Consider the following 15,238-nt stretch of genomic DNA (forward strand, 5'->3'; position numbering starts at 1 on the left):
TCAGGCACGCGAGCGACGGCGAGCCCGCCGCCGCGCTTCTGCCCACAGCCGCAGCAACAACACCCGCGATTGCAGCGCCTGACGCAGCCCGCGCGGGCGCTCACTGGACGCATTCGCCTCGTGCAGGCGCCGACGCACCGTGGGCTGCTCTACGTGTGCGAGCCCGCCGCACGCGTTCGCGAGCGTCGCCAGCCACAGGTCGTGTGATTCGGTCAAGTATTCGGGGAAGGGTGTGGCGACCGACAGGAAATCTCGACGGATCGCCATGGCGCATCCGAAATACGGCGCATCGCCGATCAGGATCTTCCACTGGTTCCGCCCACGACGTGGACCGTCCGCGGCGCGCAGCAGCCAGTCCCGTCCGGTCAGCGGCGAACGCAGCGGCGAACCATCGCCGAGCAGCACGAGGTTGGATGCCGCGACAGCCCGCTCCGCTGTGGCCGCCACCAGCAGAGCTCGCCGACCATGCACCCACACGTCGTCCTGATCGGAGAGCATCACGACGTCACCGGTGGCGCGCTGCAGCGCCTCCTCGAAGGTGCGGACGTACCCGTGGTTGGTCTCGCGGGCGTGCACGCGGACACGGGGATCGCTGATGGCCGACAGCAACGCGACAGTGCCGTCTGAGGACGCGTCATCAACGATGACCACTTCGTCCTGAGGCTCCAGCTCGACGAGGATCGAATCGAGCTGCTCGCGCAGGTACGCCTCACCGTTGTACGTGGCCATGCACACGCTGACTCTCACGTCGGTCATGCCCTCTCCTCCCTGGCGTCGGTGCCGATGCCGTTGTCAAGGGGATGCACCGGGTGCTCGCGCAATGCTCTTCGCAGCACCGACAGCAGATATCCAGCGACGCACAGCTCGGAGATCGCAACGGCCCAGGCAACGGCAGGTACCGAACCGAGCACCGCGAACAGGATGATCAGCGGGGCCCCAACGATGGCGCCGATCATGGTCGACACGGCGAGAGCGCGTACTCGACCCAGGCTCACCAGGCATGCGTAGCCGACCACGGCGGCGATGGCGATACCGACGAAGGCGACGCCCAGCGGCAGTGATACCGAAAGCGGCACCGGATTGGCGCCGACCGAAAGCAGCGTCGACACCCAGGGGCTGAGGAATGCGATCAGGGCTCCGGCGATGATGCCGATACCCACCGCCGACAACGTTGCGATGCGCATCCGCCGTGGTCGTCCGCCGTCGTCCACGGGCACCCAGCTCTGGAAGAACTGTTGGATGGGCAGCAGTGCGATCGATGCGTACCTGAACAGTTGGTTGGCCATGGCGTACATCGGCTGCAGCGCCGGCAGGAACGCCTCCACGGCAATCATCGGAAGCGTGACGTAGAGGCTACTCACGAGCGTTGCCGAGACGGCGTGCCGCTGCGTCGCCAGCAGGGCCCTCAGCGGTGTGCGGTCTTCGAAGTCATCGTCCTGCGGCGAGCGACGCACGACGAACGCCGAGATGCTCACCGCCGCCACGTAGCCGAGGCCCTGGAAGACCAGATAGACCCAGAGCTCGTGGGTGAACCAGACGCCGACCAGCCCGAGTACGCCCCCGATGACAGTGGGTACCGTATCGAAGAGCAGAAGCCTCTTCGGTCGGCCCTCACCCGTGAAATACCAGTTCGCACCAAGGTACGGCAGCAGGTAGACGGCAGCACCAAGGATCAATATGAGGATTTCGCCACGAGTGAGGGCGATCAGCAGCAGCGCGATGAGCGGGAAGACGCACGCGTAGAGCGCGGCGCGGGCCTGCAGCGACCGGCGGAAGAACGCAGGTCGACGATCTTCCTGAATACCCGCGACGGTCGCGGCACCCACGGCGCCCCAGCCGAAGGCAACGAGGATGCCGCCGAACTGGGCGACGATCTGGATGAGCATCAGCATGCCCCAGGTATCGCGACCAAGGGTGAGGATCAGCAGCGGGATCGCGACGATGCCGAGCAGCGTCACGATGATCACCGAGACGGTAAAGCCACTCAGTCGCCCCGCTACGCCGCGGATGCCGGCCGAGCTCATGCCTGCTCCATCTCGAACACCGGAGCGTTCCAGGTGATCGTCGCGGCGACCGGTGCAAGACCCGCGGGCATCCGCCCCATCCGACCGCGGACGGCCGCGGCAATCGCCGCGCGGTAGACCCGCCACAGCGCACGTCGCGGGCGTGCCACCCACAGTGCATTGACGAAGTGGATGCCGTCGAGCAGCGTGTCACGGAGGATCTGCCCCGGGGCGGCAAGGAGATACTCGCGATTGAGGATGATCCGGTTGCGCACTCGGTAGAAGTAGCGGAACGGTGTACTCAGCGTGGTTTCCGGCGGTATGCCGGGCAGTCGCACTGGGCGCCCGAAGAGCTCACGGCGATACTGTGTGCCGAGCGCATGCCCGAGGCGGATGCCGCTCGCGGCAAGCACCGCGAAGCCCGCACGCCGCAGCCGCAATTCGTACTCGGTATCGACCAGGTCGATGAAGAAATCGGCGCGCAGGTCGCCTACGGCGTCGATGACGGAGACCGGAATCAGCATCCCCGACTGGATGACATTGACCGCGGGGCTGTAGACGGGTTCGGCTCCCCCTCGCGCCTGACGAACCGCGGCGAAGTACTCGGGCACGACCACTCCGACGCGCACCCCGTCCGCGCGAGCGGCCTCAGCCGCGTCAATGAGCGTGTCGATGAAATCATCAGGCACGACGGAGTCCTGATCGAACGTCACAATCTGTTCGGCACCGTGCTCGCGCGCAGTACGGATGCCGTCATTGAGCGCCACGGCGATTCCGACGTTCTCCGGCTCGCGGACCACGGTGACGCCGAGCCCTGCAAGCCGTTCGAGGACCTCGTCGGCGGCAGAACCTGTCCCGTCGTCGACGACGACGACCCCGTCGACTTGATCCATAACGGAAGCCACCGCGCGCTCCGCAGATTCGCCGGGACGATAGGTTGAGAAGACCGCCCACACGGGCTGGAGATTCGGTTTCATCGCCCACCTAGACTAACCTCATTCGCTGATGCGAACCTCAAACAAGGAAGGCGCTCGATGACCCCCGAACGCCCCCACGGCGCGATCGTGCTCGCCGCGTACTCCCCCAATGCCGAACTGTTCCGCGTGCAGTTGCTCTCGTTGCAGAATCAGAGTGTGCGGGACTGGGAATGCATCATCTCCGTCGACGGTGATCGTGCGCCGGTGGCGGCGCTGGTCGCCGAGATCGTCGGCGAAGACACCCGCTTCCGAGTGATCGGTGATGATTCCCGCCGCGGCTTCTACCTCAACTTCGAGCACGGCTTGCGCTCGGTCCCCGCGGATGCCGCATGGATTGCGCTCGCTGACCAGGATGACCGCTGGGACGAAGACAAACTTGCGACTCTGCTTCCCCATCTCACCGACGTCTCTCTCATCTCCGGGCAGGCCCGGCTCGTCCAGCATCCGTCCGGTGAGGTGACCGGAGTGACCGATCGCCGAGACCGAGGCGCAGTACTCACGGTGCTGTCGAATCAGTTCACCGGCTCATTTTGCATCTTCGATCGCGAAATCCTCGGCGACGCACTGCCATTTCCGCGGGTATCGACGCGGGTGGCGACGCACGATCACTGGCTCGCCGTCGTCGCCGGCGCTCATCGTGGCACCCGCATCGTCGATGATGTCGTGCAGGACTATGTGCAGCACGCCGCGAACGTGTTCGGGGATCCAAGCCGCCTGGAGAAGGCAGGGATCGCGTCCTCCGTGCGGAACGTCCTCGGCCTCGCCGAACGGTACGAGGGTTCGCGTTCACCACGCGCGCTGGCACGGATGACGTTCTGGACCTACGTCGGCTGGCGCCAGATCATGGTCGACACCCTCCATGCCCGTCGCGGCGCTGCGGCCGGTGAGATGGACGCGCTGTTCGGATCCGGACGCCGCTGGAGTGCGCTGAACCGACTTCTACAGGCGTCCGAGCGAGCAGGCGACGTGCCGCAACGCTTCGTCACCGAGTACCGTGCGAGCTGGTTCGCCGGCGCGGTCAGCGGAGGTCGACGCGCCGCGAGCCGTGCGGTCACTCAGTCCGAGGACTGAGCGCCATCCGACGAATCTTCCAACCGCTGCACGCGCTGGTGCAGTGCGTCGGTCTCTGCACGCAGCAGCGCCGATTCTTCTGCCAGCCGACGGATCTCATCCTCGGCACTGCTGAGCTCCCACGACAGGTGGAAGGTGACACCGAGCAGCAGAAGGAGTGCCGCGGCGAAGAGCAGGTTCGACGGCAACTGCACACCGAGCAGCTGTGTGAGCCCTTCCCACATACCAGGGAAGATGCCGACGACCAGCACGACAAGCGCGATCACCAGCCACAGCACCGCATACTTCTCGCGGAGGCGGCGGGTCAGCAGCATCCACAGCACGACAACGATGATGACGACGGCGAGGATGATCCCGGCGATGGCGATCATGTGGCGCTCACCTTCGGCTCAGAGCGGCGGCCCGGATTGCGCATCACTGCAAGCAGCAGCGCGAACGCAGACCGGAAAAGGTAGACGGCGGCGCCGATCGGATGCTGGCTGGGCGTGCCGTGCACACGAGGGCGCATGGCTACCGGCACCTGAATCACAGTGAGTCCGGCATGGACGGCGGCGACCAGTGAGTCCACCGTGTCGCCGAGGTACTCCGCTGGGTAGTAGCTCACGTACTGCTCGATGGCTCGACGGTTCGCGGCACGGAATCCGCTGGTGACATCGGTGAGACGTGTTTTGGAAATTCGCGAGACGACACGGGCAAGGACAAGCATCGCCCACCAGCGCGGTCCGCGCACTGTGTACGCCCCCACCTCGGCGAAGCGAGCACCGATCGAGATGTCGGCATCTTCGAGCCCGGCGAGAACGCTCCAGATGTCCGCTGGGTCGTGCTGACCATCTGCGTCGACCTGAATCGCGCGAACGTATCCGTGGCGTGCGGCGTAGGTATATCCGGTGCGCATCGCACCGCCGACCCCGAGATTGAACGGCAGCGAAAGCACGACAGCTCCCGCGTCACGTGCGACCTGCGCCGTCTCGTCCGTGGAACCGTCATCGATCACCACGACGTCGAAGTCTTCTGAGGCCGCACGGATCTCCCGGACGGTGATGCCGACGTTGCGGCCCTCGTTCCATGCCGGTACGAGAACGAGGACGCGGTCCTGCGTATGCGTCATGCGTTCGTCTTCTTCCATTCGTTCAGCCTCGCCCACAGGCAACCACCTCGTACAGTCTGGCATCGCCTTCGCTGTCGATCAGCCGCACGGCGGGTGAGTCCTCGAGATCCTGCACGCCGGGGAGAGGATTGAGGTCCTTCTTATGCACCTCATCGCTACCGAAGTCGAGCACGTAGTCGACGTCGAGCGCGTCGATCGCCTCGCATACCTCCGGCATCGACGCCGCATCCGCGAGATGCTCGTTGACGAGTTCGAGATCGTCCGAGATGTCCATCAGCGCATGCGGCATCAGGACCTGCCGATCTGCCAGCGCATAGGCGAGCCCGGCACCGGTGTACGCACTGCCGGCGATCACGGCGTCTTCGGGCACGATCTCGTCCACCCGCTCCAGCAACGCCAACTCATCCGCGGTGAGCAGGTATGAGCCGTTGTCGTACCCATACACGTCACTGGCCCATTCCTGCGCTTTGGGTGCCACCTGCAGGTGGAACGCGATGAACGCCAGCAGCGCCGCCACGATCGCTACGGTGAGACGCACCGGCGCTGAGACGCGGCGGCGACGCAGCGCTGTGGCCACCGCGTCGGCGGTGCGAGAGATCCCGAGGGCTGCGAGCGGGACGAGAGCCACCGCAAATAGCGCGGCGAGTCTCGGCCAGTTGTTGTACCAGCTGCCCGTGAGCGCGTCACGAAGATTCCCCCAGGGGAATGCGAGCGCGGCGACGAACAGCAGCGCGCCGAGCGCCCAGAACGAGACCACGACGATCAGCTCGGCGCTACGCTCGCGCACAGCCCAGTAGAGTCCGACCAGGATGGCGATGCCGACGAGCCAGGCACCGACTGGATAGAACAGAGTCACCGACAGCACACGCCAGAGTGCTTCTCCGAGGCCCGCTTCTGTCGGCCACTGCCGCGTCGCCAGCGGAGGACGCAACGCGCGCAGCAACAGGACGCCAGCGACGGCGTAACCGAGGACGCCGACGACGATCCAGATGCGGTGGGAAAGGCGAGAGGTGACACGCCAGAGCCGCACGCCGAACACGGTCACCATGGGCGCGGTCAACGCGAGCCAGCCGACGAAGGCGCCGGGGTGCGAGAGCGCCATTCCCGGCAGCGCACCGACGACGACGAGCGCCCACCAGCCGGGGGCGAGTTGCCGGGCAGAGCGTCCGATGCCGAGCAGCCCCGCGGTCGCGGCGAGCGTGACCGGCAGCGTCGCAAGAGCGAGTTGGTACGGGTACAGCACTCCGAAGTCCATCGGCAGCAGTGGAAATGCGGGGACGGCGGCCGCGACGATCCCGGTTCCGACCATCACCGACGGTGACGAGCCCAAGAGCATGCGGCTGAGCACCAGGATTCCCAGGGGCCAAATCACCGCAGCGGTCGTGAGTGCGGTCGCGTTGATGGCGAGCGGGATGCCCGCGCCTGACAGCTGCACGACGATCGCCACGGTCGCGTGCCACGCAGAAGGGTAGAACGGCAGACCGCCGTTCGGGCTCGTCATCTGCCCGATCTCGAGCGAGGAGGCGATACCGGTATCGACGATGTAGCGAATGGCGTTGAGATGGAAGATGTTGTCGAACGACTGGGAGATCGCGTCCGGTGTCTGCAACACCCGCATGACGAGCAGCGCGATCGCGAGCCCCGTGACTACGAGCACCCCGACCGTCCACCAGCGCCAGCGTGCGGGGAAGCGCACAGTACTGTGCGTTCGGGTCGCGCGTTTGACGATCACGATGCCGGCCGCGATCACCAGCGCGGTAGCGAGTGCTGGCAAGATCGACCAGCCGACTCCGATCCAGCCGGCGATCGTGGATCCGAGCCCAATGACGGTGGTTGCGAAGATGGGAGCAGTCGCCGCAGCCCAGAGCCCCCGCAGCCCCATCAGCAGGGCGAGCGACCAGCCGAGTACGGCATAGATACCGAGGAGCACAAGCGCAGGCCACAGCAAATCAAGCATCTCCACGCGGTGCGCACCCTTCAGGCCGTGATCAAACACTCAGAATAGTCGGTGAGCCTTAGCGAACGCCGCGCGTGCGCTGCGAGTCGTGTGACACGATATAGACGTGAAAGGCATCATTCTCGCTGGTGGTTCGGGTACGCGGTTGCATCCGATCACGTTGGGCGTTTCTAAGCAGCTGATTCCGGTGTATGACAAGCCGATGGTCTATTACCCGTTGTCGACGTTGATGCTTGCGGGCATTCGCGACATTTTGGTGATCACGACGCCGCATGATGCGGAGCATTTTGAGCGCTTGTTGGGTGATGGGTCGCAGTTCGGGATCAGCCTGACATTCGCGCAGCAGCCGTCTCCGGACGGCCTCGCGCAGGCGTTCACGATCGGTGCGGACTTCATCGGTGACGACAACGTCGCCCTCGTCCTCGGCGACAACTTGCTCTATGGCCCCGGCCTGGGCAGCAAGCTGCAGCGTTTCGCTGACATCGACGGTGGTGCGGTGTTCGCATACTGGGTGGCGGAGCCTGAAGCGTATGGTGTGGTCGAGTTCGATTCCACTGGTCGGGCGATCTCTCTGGAGGAGAAGCCTGCCGTACCGAAGAGTAACTTCGCCGTTCCTGGCCTGTATTTCTACGACAACGATGTCGTGCAGATCGCCCGGGATTTGCAGCCGAGCGCGCGGGGTGAGTATGAGATCACGGATATCAACCGTGCGTATTTGGAGCGCGACAAGCTGCAGGTCGAGGTGCTGCCGCGGGGAACCGCATGGTTGGATACCGGCACATTTGATCAGATGACGGATGCCGCGGACTATGTGCGCACGATGGAGCGCCGCACGGCGTTGAAGATCGGTGTCCCGGAAGAGGTCGCGTGGCGTCAGGGGTATCTCACCGATGATGAGTTGCGTGAGCGTGCGGAGAAGCTTGTGAAGAGCGGGTATGGGACGTATTTGTTGGATCTGTTGAAAAGGGGACACGCATGAGCCGTCTGCTCGTGACCGGCGGGGCCGGGTTCATCGGGTCGAACTTTGTTCACCACGTGATCGAGAACACCGACGACCATGTCACCGTGCTGGACGCGTTGACGTATGCCGGAAACCGGGCATCGCTGGCGGGGCTGCCCGAGGACCGGGTCACGTTCGTCCACGGCAGCATCACCGACGCACCCCTGGTGGACGAACTGTTCTCCCAGGCGGATGCGGTGGTGCATTACGCCGCGGAGTCGCATAACGATAATTCGTTGGATGATCCGCGTCCGTTCCTGGACACGAACATTGTCGGCACGTACACGCTCCTCGAAGCGGCACGTAAGCATGACACCCGCCTGCATCACATCTCCACCGATGAGGTCTACGGAGATTTGGAGTTGGATGACCCGGAACGGTTCACCGAGAACACCCCGTATAACCCGTCGTCGCCGTACTCATCGACGAAGGCCGGCAGCGACTTGTTGGTGCGGGCGTGGGTGCGGTCCTTCCGGGTGCGGGCGACGATCTCGAACTGTTCGAATAACTACGGCCCCTTCCAGCATGTGGAGAAGTTCATCCCCCGCCAGATCACGAACGTGATCCGCGGCATCCGCCCCAAGCTTTACGGGGCCGGGGAGAACGTGCGCGACTGGATCCACGCCGACGACCATTCCTCCGCCGTGCTCACGATCCTCGATCAGGGTGTCAACGGGGAAACGTATCTGATCGGTGCGGACGGGGAGAAGAACAACAAAGACGTCGTCGAACTGATCCTGACCATCATGGGCCAGCCCGCTGACGCGTACGACCACGTCACGGATCGTGCCGGGCACGACCTGCGCTACGCGATCGACTCGACCAAGCTACGCACTGAACTCGGCTGGACCCCCTCGTTCGGCGACTTCGAATCCGGACTCGCCGCCACGATCGACTGGTACAAGGCGAACGAAAACTGGTGGGCGCCCTCCAAGGACACCACCGAAGCCTTCTACGCAGGGAAAGGCCAGTGAGCGACATCTTCGGCAAGCCGCTGCAGCAGATCGAGACCACGATCCCCGGGCTGGTGCTCTTCGAGCTACCAGTGCATGGCGACTCTCGCGGCTGGTTCAAGGAGAACTGGCAGCGCGAGAAGATGACCGCGCTGGGCCTGGAAGACTTCGGTCCGGTCCAGAACAACATCTCCTTCAACGACGCGGTGGGCACGACGCGTGGCATCCACGCCGAGCCGTGGGACAAGTGGGTCTCTGTCGCCACCGGGCGGATCTTCGGCGCCTGGGTAGATCTGCGCGAAGGCCCGTCATTCGGTGTGACCTTCACGGCCGAGATCGACCCGTCACGGGCGATCTTCGTTCCGCGGGGCGTGGGTAACTCGTACCAGACACTCGAGGCGAACACCGCATACGCGTATCTCGTCAACGACCACTGGTCACCGGCCGCCGAATACGCCTTCCTGAACCTCGCCGACGAGACCGCGGCCATCGAATGGCCGATCCCGCTGTCCGACGTCGAGATCTCGGACAAGGACAAGGTGCATCCGCGACTGGCCGGTGTGACTCCGATCGCACCGCGCAAGACCCTCGTGCTCGGTGCTGCCGGACAGCTCGGCCTCGCACTGCGCGCCAGACTCGGAGATGCCGCGCACGTCGAGTACGTCACTCGCGCTGAGCTCGATGTCACCTCCCCCGACCTTCCCACGGCCCGCCGCTGGCGCGACTACGGCACGATCATCAACGCCGCTGCCTACACGGCCGTCGACGTGGCCGAGACCGCCGAAGGGCGCGCTGCCGCCTGGGGGGCGAATGCCACCGCGGTGTCCGCACTGGCACGGGTCGCCGATAAGCACGGCATCACGCTCGTGCACGTCTCCAGCGACTACGTCTTCGACGGAACCGGCCACGGCGAGTACGCCGAGGATGCCGCGTTCAGTCCGCTGGGCGTCTACGGACAGTCCAAGGCCGCGGGCGATCTCGCCGCACAGACCGCGGCACGCCACTACATCGTGCGCACCTCCTGGGTGATCGGTGAGGGCAAGAACTTCGTCCGCACGATGGCCTCACTCGCGGAGCGCGGCATCGACCCGAGCGTGGTCAGCGACCAGATCGGCCGACTGTCATTCACCGAGGACATCGCCGCTGCGATCGTGCATCTGCTCGACGTGAAGGCCGATTACGGCACGTACAACGTCACCAGCGGCGGCGCGGCGCTCTCGTGGGCTGACATCGCGCGCGAGGTCTACCGGATCACCGACAACGATACGGCGCGCGTCAGCGACGTCACCACGGCCGAGTACTTCGCGAACGCGACCACCCCGGTCTCACCGCGCCCGCTGAATAGCACGCTGGATCTGGCGAAGATCACCGCCACGGGGTTCACTCCGCGCGATGGCGCAGAAGCACTGGTCGCCTACCTCGCCTGAAATCTGTCCATACCAAAGGTTAGATACCTAACCTTTGATATGGTCAGGCTTCCCGCCGGGCTCCGCTCCAAGCCCGCGGCAACATCACGCCGCCGTACCCGCGCTCATCGCAGCCGCACCTGTGGAATTGGCCGCTGCGACGCTCGCTCTGGCGGACGATGCGAGCCAGGAACTCGCACGGTTCGATGCCGAAGCGGGAATGGTCGCTGCCCCCTTCGCCTCGATCTTGCTACGCAGCGAGTCCGCCTCCAGCTCGGAGGTGGAGAACCTGACTTCCAGCGCTAAGCAGGTCGCCCTCGCAGAGATCGGTGAGTCGAAATCTGGGAACGCCCGACTGGTCATTGCAAATGTTCGCGCCATGAACGCAGCTATGGCGCTGTCCGATCGCTTGGACGAGGATTCGATCCTCGCCATGCAGGATGCGCTGCTGCGTGACACAGCGCCGGAGTTCGTCGGCCGTTGGCGCGACCAGCAGGTCTGGATGGGAGGCGGGAACATGTCTCCGCATACCGCGAGGTTCATACCACCGCATCAGAGCCGGGTTCCTGCCCTGATCACTGACATGGTCGCCTTCGCTCGCCGCACCGACGTCCCAGTGCTCGCTCAGGCTGCGATCACGCATGCGCAGTTCGAGACAATCCATCCCTTCCCTGACGGCAATGGTCGAACGGGACGCGCACTTCTGCAGGGAATGCTCCGTCACGGCCGCCTGACTCGCAACGTCACCGTGCCGGTGTCGGCGGGGCTCTTGCAGGACACTGACGCGTATTTCCATGCGCTCACCGAGTATCGGGCGGGGCGCCCGGACGTCATCGTTGCAATCGTCGCTGAGGCCGCGTTCGCGGCCGTGACGAATGGCCGCGCACTCGTGAACGACATCCAGGCGGCAGCGCACCGCTGGGACAGTCAGGTCGCCGCTCGAAGCGACTCCTCGGTGCACCTGGTGAAGAAGTACCTGCTACGTCAGCCGGTCGTGAACACGAAGACCACCGCCGACGAGCTCGGCATCAGCGAAGTGGCCGCGCAGGGTGCGATCGACCGGCTCGTCGACACCGAGGTCCTCGCCCAGATCAGCACGGGCAGGCGAAACCGCATCTGGCAGGCACCCGAGATACTCGCCGCGCTCGACGCCTTCGGTGTCAGGGCGAGACGCCGCCGCGGCTGAGAATCCGCCCGACGTCGTCGACTCAGGCTGCGGTGCCGACCACAATGCGCGGCGTTCCGGCCCAGAGGTCGGCATCCGTCGCGGCGCGACCGTCGACGAGCAGTTTCACGCCGGGCAGCTGAGCGGGCGACAGCATGCGGTAGTCGGCGTGATCGGTCTGCAGCACAGCAAGGTCGACGTTGCCGCCGAGCGCATAGGGTTCGAGACCCAGCCCACGAAGTTCCTCATCGGTGTACAGCGGGTCGTGCACGACGACCTCGGCGCCGCGATCCTTCAGCGCCTTGACGGTCGGGAAGACACCGGAGAACGCAGTTTCCTTCACTCCCCCGCGGTATGCGGCCCCCAGCACGACGGCGCGCAGGCCCTGGAGCGATCCAAGGATGCCTTCGGCCTGAGCGACCAGGCGCTCGGGCATTGAGGCGTTCAGCTGGCGCGCGACGCGCACGATGTCGGCGTCAGGGTCGGTCGACAGATAGAGACGTGGGTACACCGGGATGCAGTGCCCGCCGACCGCAATGCCCGGACGGTGGATGTGGCTGTAGGGCTGCGAGTTGCACGCCTCGATGACCTTGTAGACGTCAATGCCGTTGGCCGCGGCAAACAAGCCGAACTGGTTCGCCAGACCGATGTTGACGTCACGGTAGGTGGTCTCCGCGAGCTTGGCCATCTCGGATGCCTCGGTGGTACCGAGATCCCACACGCCGTTCGGGCGGGGAAGGTCGGGGCGCTCGTCGAACTGCAGCACGGCTTCGTAGAACTCACGAGCAAGACGGTTGCCCTCGTCCGACAGCGCGCCGATGAGTTTCGGGTACTTACGCAGGTCGGCGAAGACCCGACCGGTGAGCACGCGCTCCGGCGAGTATGCGAGGTGGAAGTCGACGCCCTCGGTAAGCCCGGAGCCGGATTCGATCATCGGCTTCCAGCGGTTGCGGGTGGTGCCGACCGGCAAAGTGGTCTCGTAGGAGACCAGGGTGCCGGGAGTCAGGTGCTCGGCTAGCGACGCGGTCGCGGCATCCATGTACTTGAAGTCGGGTTCCCACGTCTCATCGTTGACGAACACTGGGGCGACGAGCACGACAACGTCGGCACCGGGGATCGCCTCGGCATAGTCCGTCGTCGCGCGCAGCTTTCCGGCCGGGATGAGCTCAGAGAGCTTCTCCTGCAGGTGAGCCTCACCCGGGAAGGGCTCCAGCCCCGCGTTGATGGTGTCGACGGCCTTTTGGTTGACATCGACGCCGATCACGTCATGACCTGAAGCGGCGAACTGGACGGCGAGGGGAAGCCCGATCTTTCCGAGGGCCACGACAGCAATGCGCATGGATTCCAGTCTACGGGGTGGTCATAGCGCAGTGCCTCGGGAGTCAGTGCTCGGACGTCGTGACGCAGGCTCAGACCAGACGGCGCAGGAACGGTACGCGCCGCATCCCGATCACGATGATGAACGACAGGATGACGACGACAATCCATAGGAGAGCGCTCAGCGCGAAGGACATCGTCGCACCGGAGAACGGGGCGACACCCCGCAGGAAGACCATGAGCGCGAAGTGGACGAGGAAGACACCGAAGGCGGAGTCCGAGAGCTCTCGCAGCACCTTTCCCGCACCGATCCCGGGTCGCCAACCCGCGAGCAGGCTGTTCGCGCAGACGAACACCCCGATCGATGCCGCCGCGACGAAGGGGCCGAAGTAGCTGACCGGGGCGATGGCATCCAGCAGCGACCATGCGGGTCGCACGCCGTACTGGATGATCGGTATGACGAGCGCGATGAAGGTGCCCGCGACGGCAGCCGCCAGAGCCCAGCCGCGCAGCACGACGTCGCGCAGCGCCCAGCCCGCCAGGAAGAATCCGACGTAGGGCACCCACTGTGTGAGCGCCATGAGCGTCAGCGGCCGCTCAGATCCGAGCATCCCGAGCAGACTCGATGATGAGCCGGTGATCACGGTCGCCGCCAGTACGACGCCAGCGAAGATCAGCGCGCGGTGCTTTCCGCCATCGCGCAGGAATGCGGCGAGCACAGGAGCTACGGCATAGAGGCCGACGATCAGCCATAGGAAGTACAGGTGTGTGTACGGGCGTCCGTCGAGCACGAACGACACCAGTCCCACGCGCGTGACCGGCGCCTGGGAGACCCCTGTTCGGATCACGATGAAGTAGAACAGCGACCAGAACACCAGCGCCGGAGCGAGTCTCAGCAGGCGCTTGCGGTAGAAGGATACCGACCCCGCTGCATACTGCCGGGGCTCCAGCACGAGCGCGCCGGAGATCATCACGAACACGGGCACGACCCACACGAAGCCAATATCGGCGACCACTGCCGCCCACCAGCCGGTGCCGCTCCTGATCTCTGGGTTGCCGACCATTCCTGCGAAGACGTGAATAGCGACGACGCCGATAACCGAGACCACTCGCGTCAGATCGAGAGGCCAGCGGCGCGTGCGCTCGACGGCGCCGGCAACGGAATCCGATGTCACCGTCAACGGGATCCCTGCGCCTGGTCCTGGAGCACTCGGATGACGCGCTCCGCCGCATGTCCATCGCCATAAGGAGCGTCGTCGGTGGCATCCGGATGTGGACGTGACACTGCAGCAGCAATCTCTTCGGCAGAGTTCGCCAGCACGTTCCAGCCCATCTCGACAGTCTCCACCCACTCTGTCTCCGTGCGCACGGTGGTGCACGGGATGCGCAGCAGGAAGGCTTCCTTCTGTAACCCACCGGAGTCGGTCACCACACCGGCGCTGGAGAGCACCGCCCCGATGAGGTCGTGGTAGGCCAGCGGCGCGTGAGCGATCAGAGCACCCTGGGTGAGTTCGATACCGTGAGCTGCGGCCTTCGCGACCACACGTGGATGGGCGAGCAGAATCACCGGCTTGTCGAGACCCGCGAGGCTAGCAGCCACGACAGCGAGCCGCTCAGGGTCGTCGGTGTTCTCGGCGCGGTGGATGGTGGCGACGTAGTACTCCCCCGGCGCCAGGCCCAGCTCCTCGATGAGCGCGGATGGGCGGGCGCCGATGGCGTCGCGGACTTCGAAGAGTACATCGGTCATGACATCGCCGACGAGCACCGTGCGCTCCGCCAGCCCCTCGTTCGCGAGATGATCGACCGCGACCTGCGTCGGGGCGAGCAGCAGATCGGCCGCGTGATCCGTCATGACCCGGTTGTGCTCCTCCGGCATCCGCCGGTTGAAGCTACGCAGCCCGGCCTCGAGGTGCGCCACGGGGATGTGCAACTTCACGGCGCTCAGGGCCGCCGCGATCGTGGAATTGGTGTCGCCGTAAACGAGCACCCAGTCCGGTCGATGCTCGTCGAACACGGCATCCATCGCCGCCAGCATTGCCCCGGTCTGCACGCCATGCGAGCCGCTGCCTACGCCAAGGTGAACGTCAGGGGCAGCGATGCCGAGATCATCGAAGAAGACGTCGGAGAGCATCGGGTCGTAGTGCTGCCCGGTGTGCACGATGACGTGCTCCACGCCCGCGGCGACGGCGGCCTTGTGGATGGGGGCAAGCTTCACGAACTGCGGGCGTGCGCCCACGACGCTGACGATCTTCACGAGGCACCAGTCTACGGATGCTTCCCG

The 15,238-nt window shown here is 65.2% G+C and carries 14 protein-coding genes; 5 read left to right on the plus strand and 9 right to left on the minus strand.

All coding sequences use genetic code 11. The features are described 5' to 3' along the window. Genes ACSU04_RS04670 through ACSU04_RS04680 form a run of 3 tightly spaced genes read right to left on the minus strand, consistent with a single transcriptional unit; the run spans window position 1 to window position 2,980 of the window. Window positions 1-756 carry a glycosyltransferase gene (locus ACSU04_RS04670; RefSeq protein ID WP_439288577.1) on the minus strand — a complete coding sequence of 252 codons (756 nt, stop codon included), beginning with the start codon at window positions 754-756 and terminating at the stop codon, window positions 1-3. Next, window positions 753-2,024, minus strand: coding sequence for a lipopolysaccharide biosynthesis protein (locus ACSU04_RS04675; protein WP_439288578.1), 1,272 nt, complete (start codon window positions 2,022-2,024; stop codon window positions 753-755). Before ACSU04_RS04675 ends, ACSU04_RS04670 begins: the two co-directional genes overlap by 4 nt. Further along, window positions 2,021-2,980: a glycosyltransferase gene (locus ACSU04_RS04680; RefSeq protein ID WP_439288579.1), complete on the minus strand. Its 960-nt coding sequence runs from the start codon at window positions 2,978-2,980 to the stop codon at window positions 2,021-2,023. Before ACSU04_RS04680 ends, ACSU04_RS04675 begins: the two co-directional genes overlap by 4 nt. Before the next feature lie 57 nt (window positions 2,981-3,037). Between ACSU04_RS04680 and ACSU04_RS04685 the strand changes: the two genes are divergently transcribed. Then, window positions 3,038-4,051: a glycosyltransferase gene (locus ACSU04_RS04685; protein WP_439288580.1), complete on the plus strand. Its 1,014-nt coding sequence runs from the start codon at window positions 3,038-3,040 to the stop codon at window positions 4,049-4,051. Here the strand turns inward: ACSU04_RS04685 and ACSU04_RS04690 are convergent. The 3 genes from ACSU04_RS04690 to ACSU04_RS04700 are packed head-to-tail and all read right to left on the minus strand — an operon-like array spanning window position 4,036 to window position 7,116. Next, window positions 4,036-4,422, minus strand: coding sequence for a DUF2304 domain-containing protein (locus ACSU04_RS04690; RefSeq protein ID WP_439288581.1), 387 nt, complete (start codon window positions 4,420-4,422; stop codon window positions 4,036-4,038). The two genes, ACSU04_RS04685 and ACSU04_RS04690, sit on opposite strands and share 16 nt — an antisense overlap. Continuing rightward, window positions 4,419-5,159, minus strand: a complete 741-nt coding sequence (locus ACSU04_RS04695; protein WP_439288582.1) for a glycosyltransferase family 2 protein — start codon at window positions 5,157-5,159, stop codon at window positions 4,419-4,421. The genes ACSU04_RS04690 and ACSU04_RS04695 overlap by 4 nt, the downstream gene beginning before the upstream one ends. Before the next feature lie 22 nt (window positions 5,160-5,181). Beyond that, window positions 5,182-7,116: a DUF6541 family protein gene (locus ACSU04_RS04700; RefSeq protein ID WP_439289423.1), complete on the minus strand. Its 1,935-nt coding sequence runs from the start codon at window positions 7,114-7,116 to the stop codon at window positions 5,182-5,184. A 106-nt stretch (window positions 7,117-7,222) separates the two neighbouring features. Between ACSU04_RS04700 and rfbA the strand changes: the two genes are divergently transcribed. From rfbA to ACSU04_RS04720, 4 genes are all read left to right on the plus strand, one after another. Next, a complete protein-coding gene (gene rfbA, locus ACSU04_RS04705) occupies window positions 7,223-8,095 on the plus strand; it encodes a glucose-1-phosphate thymidylyltransferase RfbA (RefSeq protein ID WP_439286093.1) in 873 nt (290 codons plus the stop codon). After that, on the plus strand, window positions 8,092-9,090 hold the full coding sequence (rfbB, locus tag ACSU04_RS04710; RefSeq protein ID WP_439288583.1) for a dTDP-glucose 4,6-dehydratase: 999 nt from the start codon (window positions 8,092-8,094) through the stop codon (window positions 9,088-9,090). The genes rfbA and rfbB overlap by 4 nt, the downstream gene beginning before the upstream one ends. Then, window positions 9,087-10,496 carry a sugar nucleotide-binding protein gene (locus ACSU04_RS04715; RefSeq protein ID WP_439288584.1) on the plus strand — a complete coding sequence of 470 codons (1,410 nt, stop codon included), beginning with the start codon at window positions 9,087-9,089 and terminating at the stop codon, window positions 10,494-10,496. The genes rfbB and ACSU04_RS04715 overlap by 4 nt, the downstream gene beginning before the upstream one ends. A gap of 121 nt (window positions 10,497-10,617) precedes the next feature. Then, window positions 10,618-11,661, plus strand: a complete 1,044-nt coding sequence (locus ACSU04_RS04720) for a Fic family protein (RefSeq protein ID WP_439288585.1) — start codon at window positions 10,618-10,620, stop codon at window positions 11,659-11,661. 22 nt (window positions 11,662-11,683) lie between these two features. Here the strand turns inward: ACSU04_RS04720 and ACSU04_RS04725 are convergent, their stop codons facing one another. From ACSU04_RS04725 to wecB, 3 genes are all read right to left on the minus strand, one after another. Further along, window positions 11,684-12,979 carry a nucleotide sugar dehydrogenase gene (locus ACSU04_RS04725; RefSeq protein ID WP_439288586.1) on the minus strand — a complete coding sequence of 432 codons (1,296 nt, stop codon included), beginning with the start codon at window positions 12,977-12,979 and terminating at the stop codon, window positions 11,684-11,686. A 70-nt stretch (window positions 12,980-13,049) separates the two neighbouring features. Then, entirely contained in the window at window positions 13,050-14,132 is a 1,083-nt protein-coding gene (locus tag ACSU04_RS04730) for an acyltransferase (protein WP_439288587.1), read from the minus strand. A 2-nt stretch (window positions 14,133-14,134) separates the two neighbouring features. Further along, window positions 14,135-15,211, minus strand: coding sequence for a non-hydrolyzing UDP-N-acetylglucosamine 2-epimerase (gene wecB / locus ACSU04_RS04735; protein WP_439288588.1), 1,077 nt, complete (start codon window positions 15,209-15,211; stop codon window positions 14,135-14,137). Between the last annotated feature and the right edge of the window lie 27 nt (window positions 15,212-15,238).

The sequence above is a fragment of the Microbacterium sp. A84 genome (genome assembly GCF_051842815.1).
Taxonomy (GTDB): domain Bacteria; phylum Actinomycetota; class Actinomycetes; order Actinomycetales; family Microbacteriaceae; genus Microbacterium.

Coding starts and splice junctions, on each gene's coding strand:
- ACSU04_RS04675 (WP_439288578.1), bottom strand. CDS start 2,024: ATGAGCTCGGCCGGCATCCGCGGCGTAGCGGGGCGACTGAGTGGCTTT.
- ACSU04_RS04670 (WP_439288577.1), bottom strand. CDS start 756: ATGACCGACGTGAGAGTCAGCGTGTGCATGGCCACGTACAACGGTGAG.
- ACSU04_RS04695 (WP_439288582.1), bottom strand. CDS start 5,159: ATGACGCATACGCAGGACCGCGTCCTCGTTCTCGTACCGGCATGGAAC.
- ACSU04_RS04690 (WP_439288581.1), bottom strand. CDS start 4,422: ATGATCGCCATCGCCGGGATCATCCTCGCCGTCGTCATCATCGTTGTC.
- ACSU04_RS04685 (WP_439288580.1), top strand. CDS start 3,038: ATGACCCCCGAACGCCCCCACGGCGCGATCGTGCTCGCCGCGTACTCC.
- ACSU04_RS04700 (WP_439289423.1), bottom strand. CDS start 7,116: ATGCTTGATTTGCTGTGGCCTGCGCTTGTGCTCCTCGGTATCTATGCC.
- ACSU04_RS04725 (WP_439288586.1), bottom strand. CDS start 12,979: ATGCGCATTGCTGTCGTGGCCCTCGGAAAGATCGGGCTTCCCCTCGCC.
- rfbB (WP_439288583.1), top strand. CDS start 8,092: ATGAGCCGTCTGCTCGTGACCGGCGGGGCCGGGTTCATCGGGTCGAAC.
- ACSU04_RS04680 (WP_439288579.1), bottom strand. CDS start 2,980: ATGAAACCGAATCTCCAGCCCGTGTGGGCGGTCTTCTCAACCTATCGT.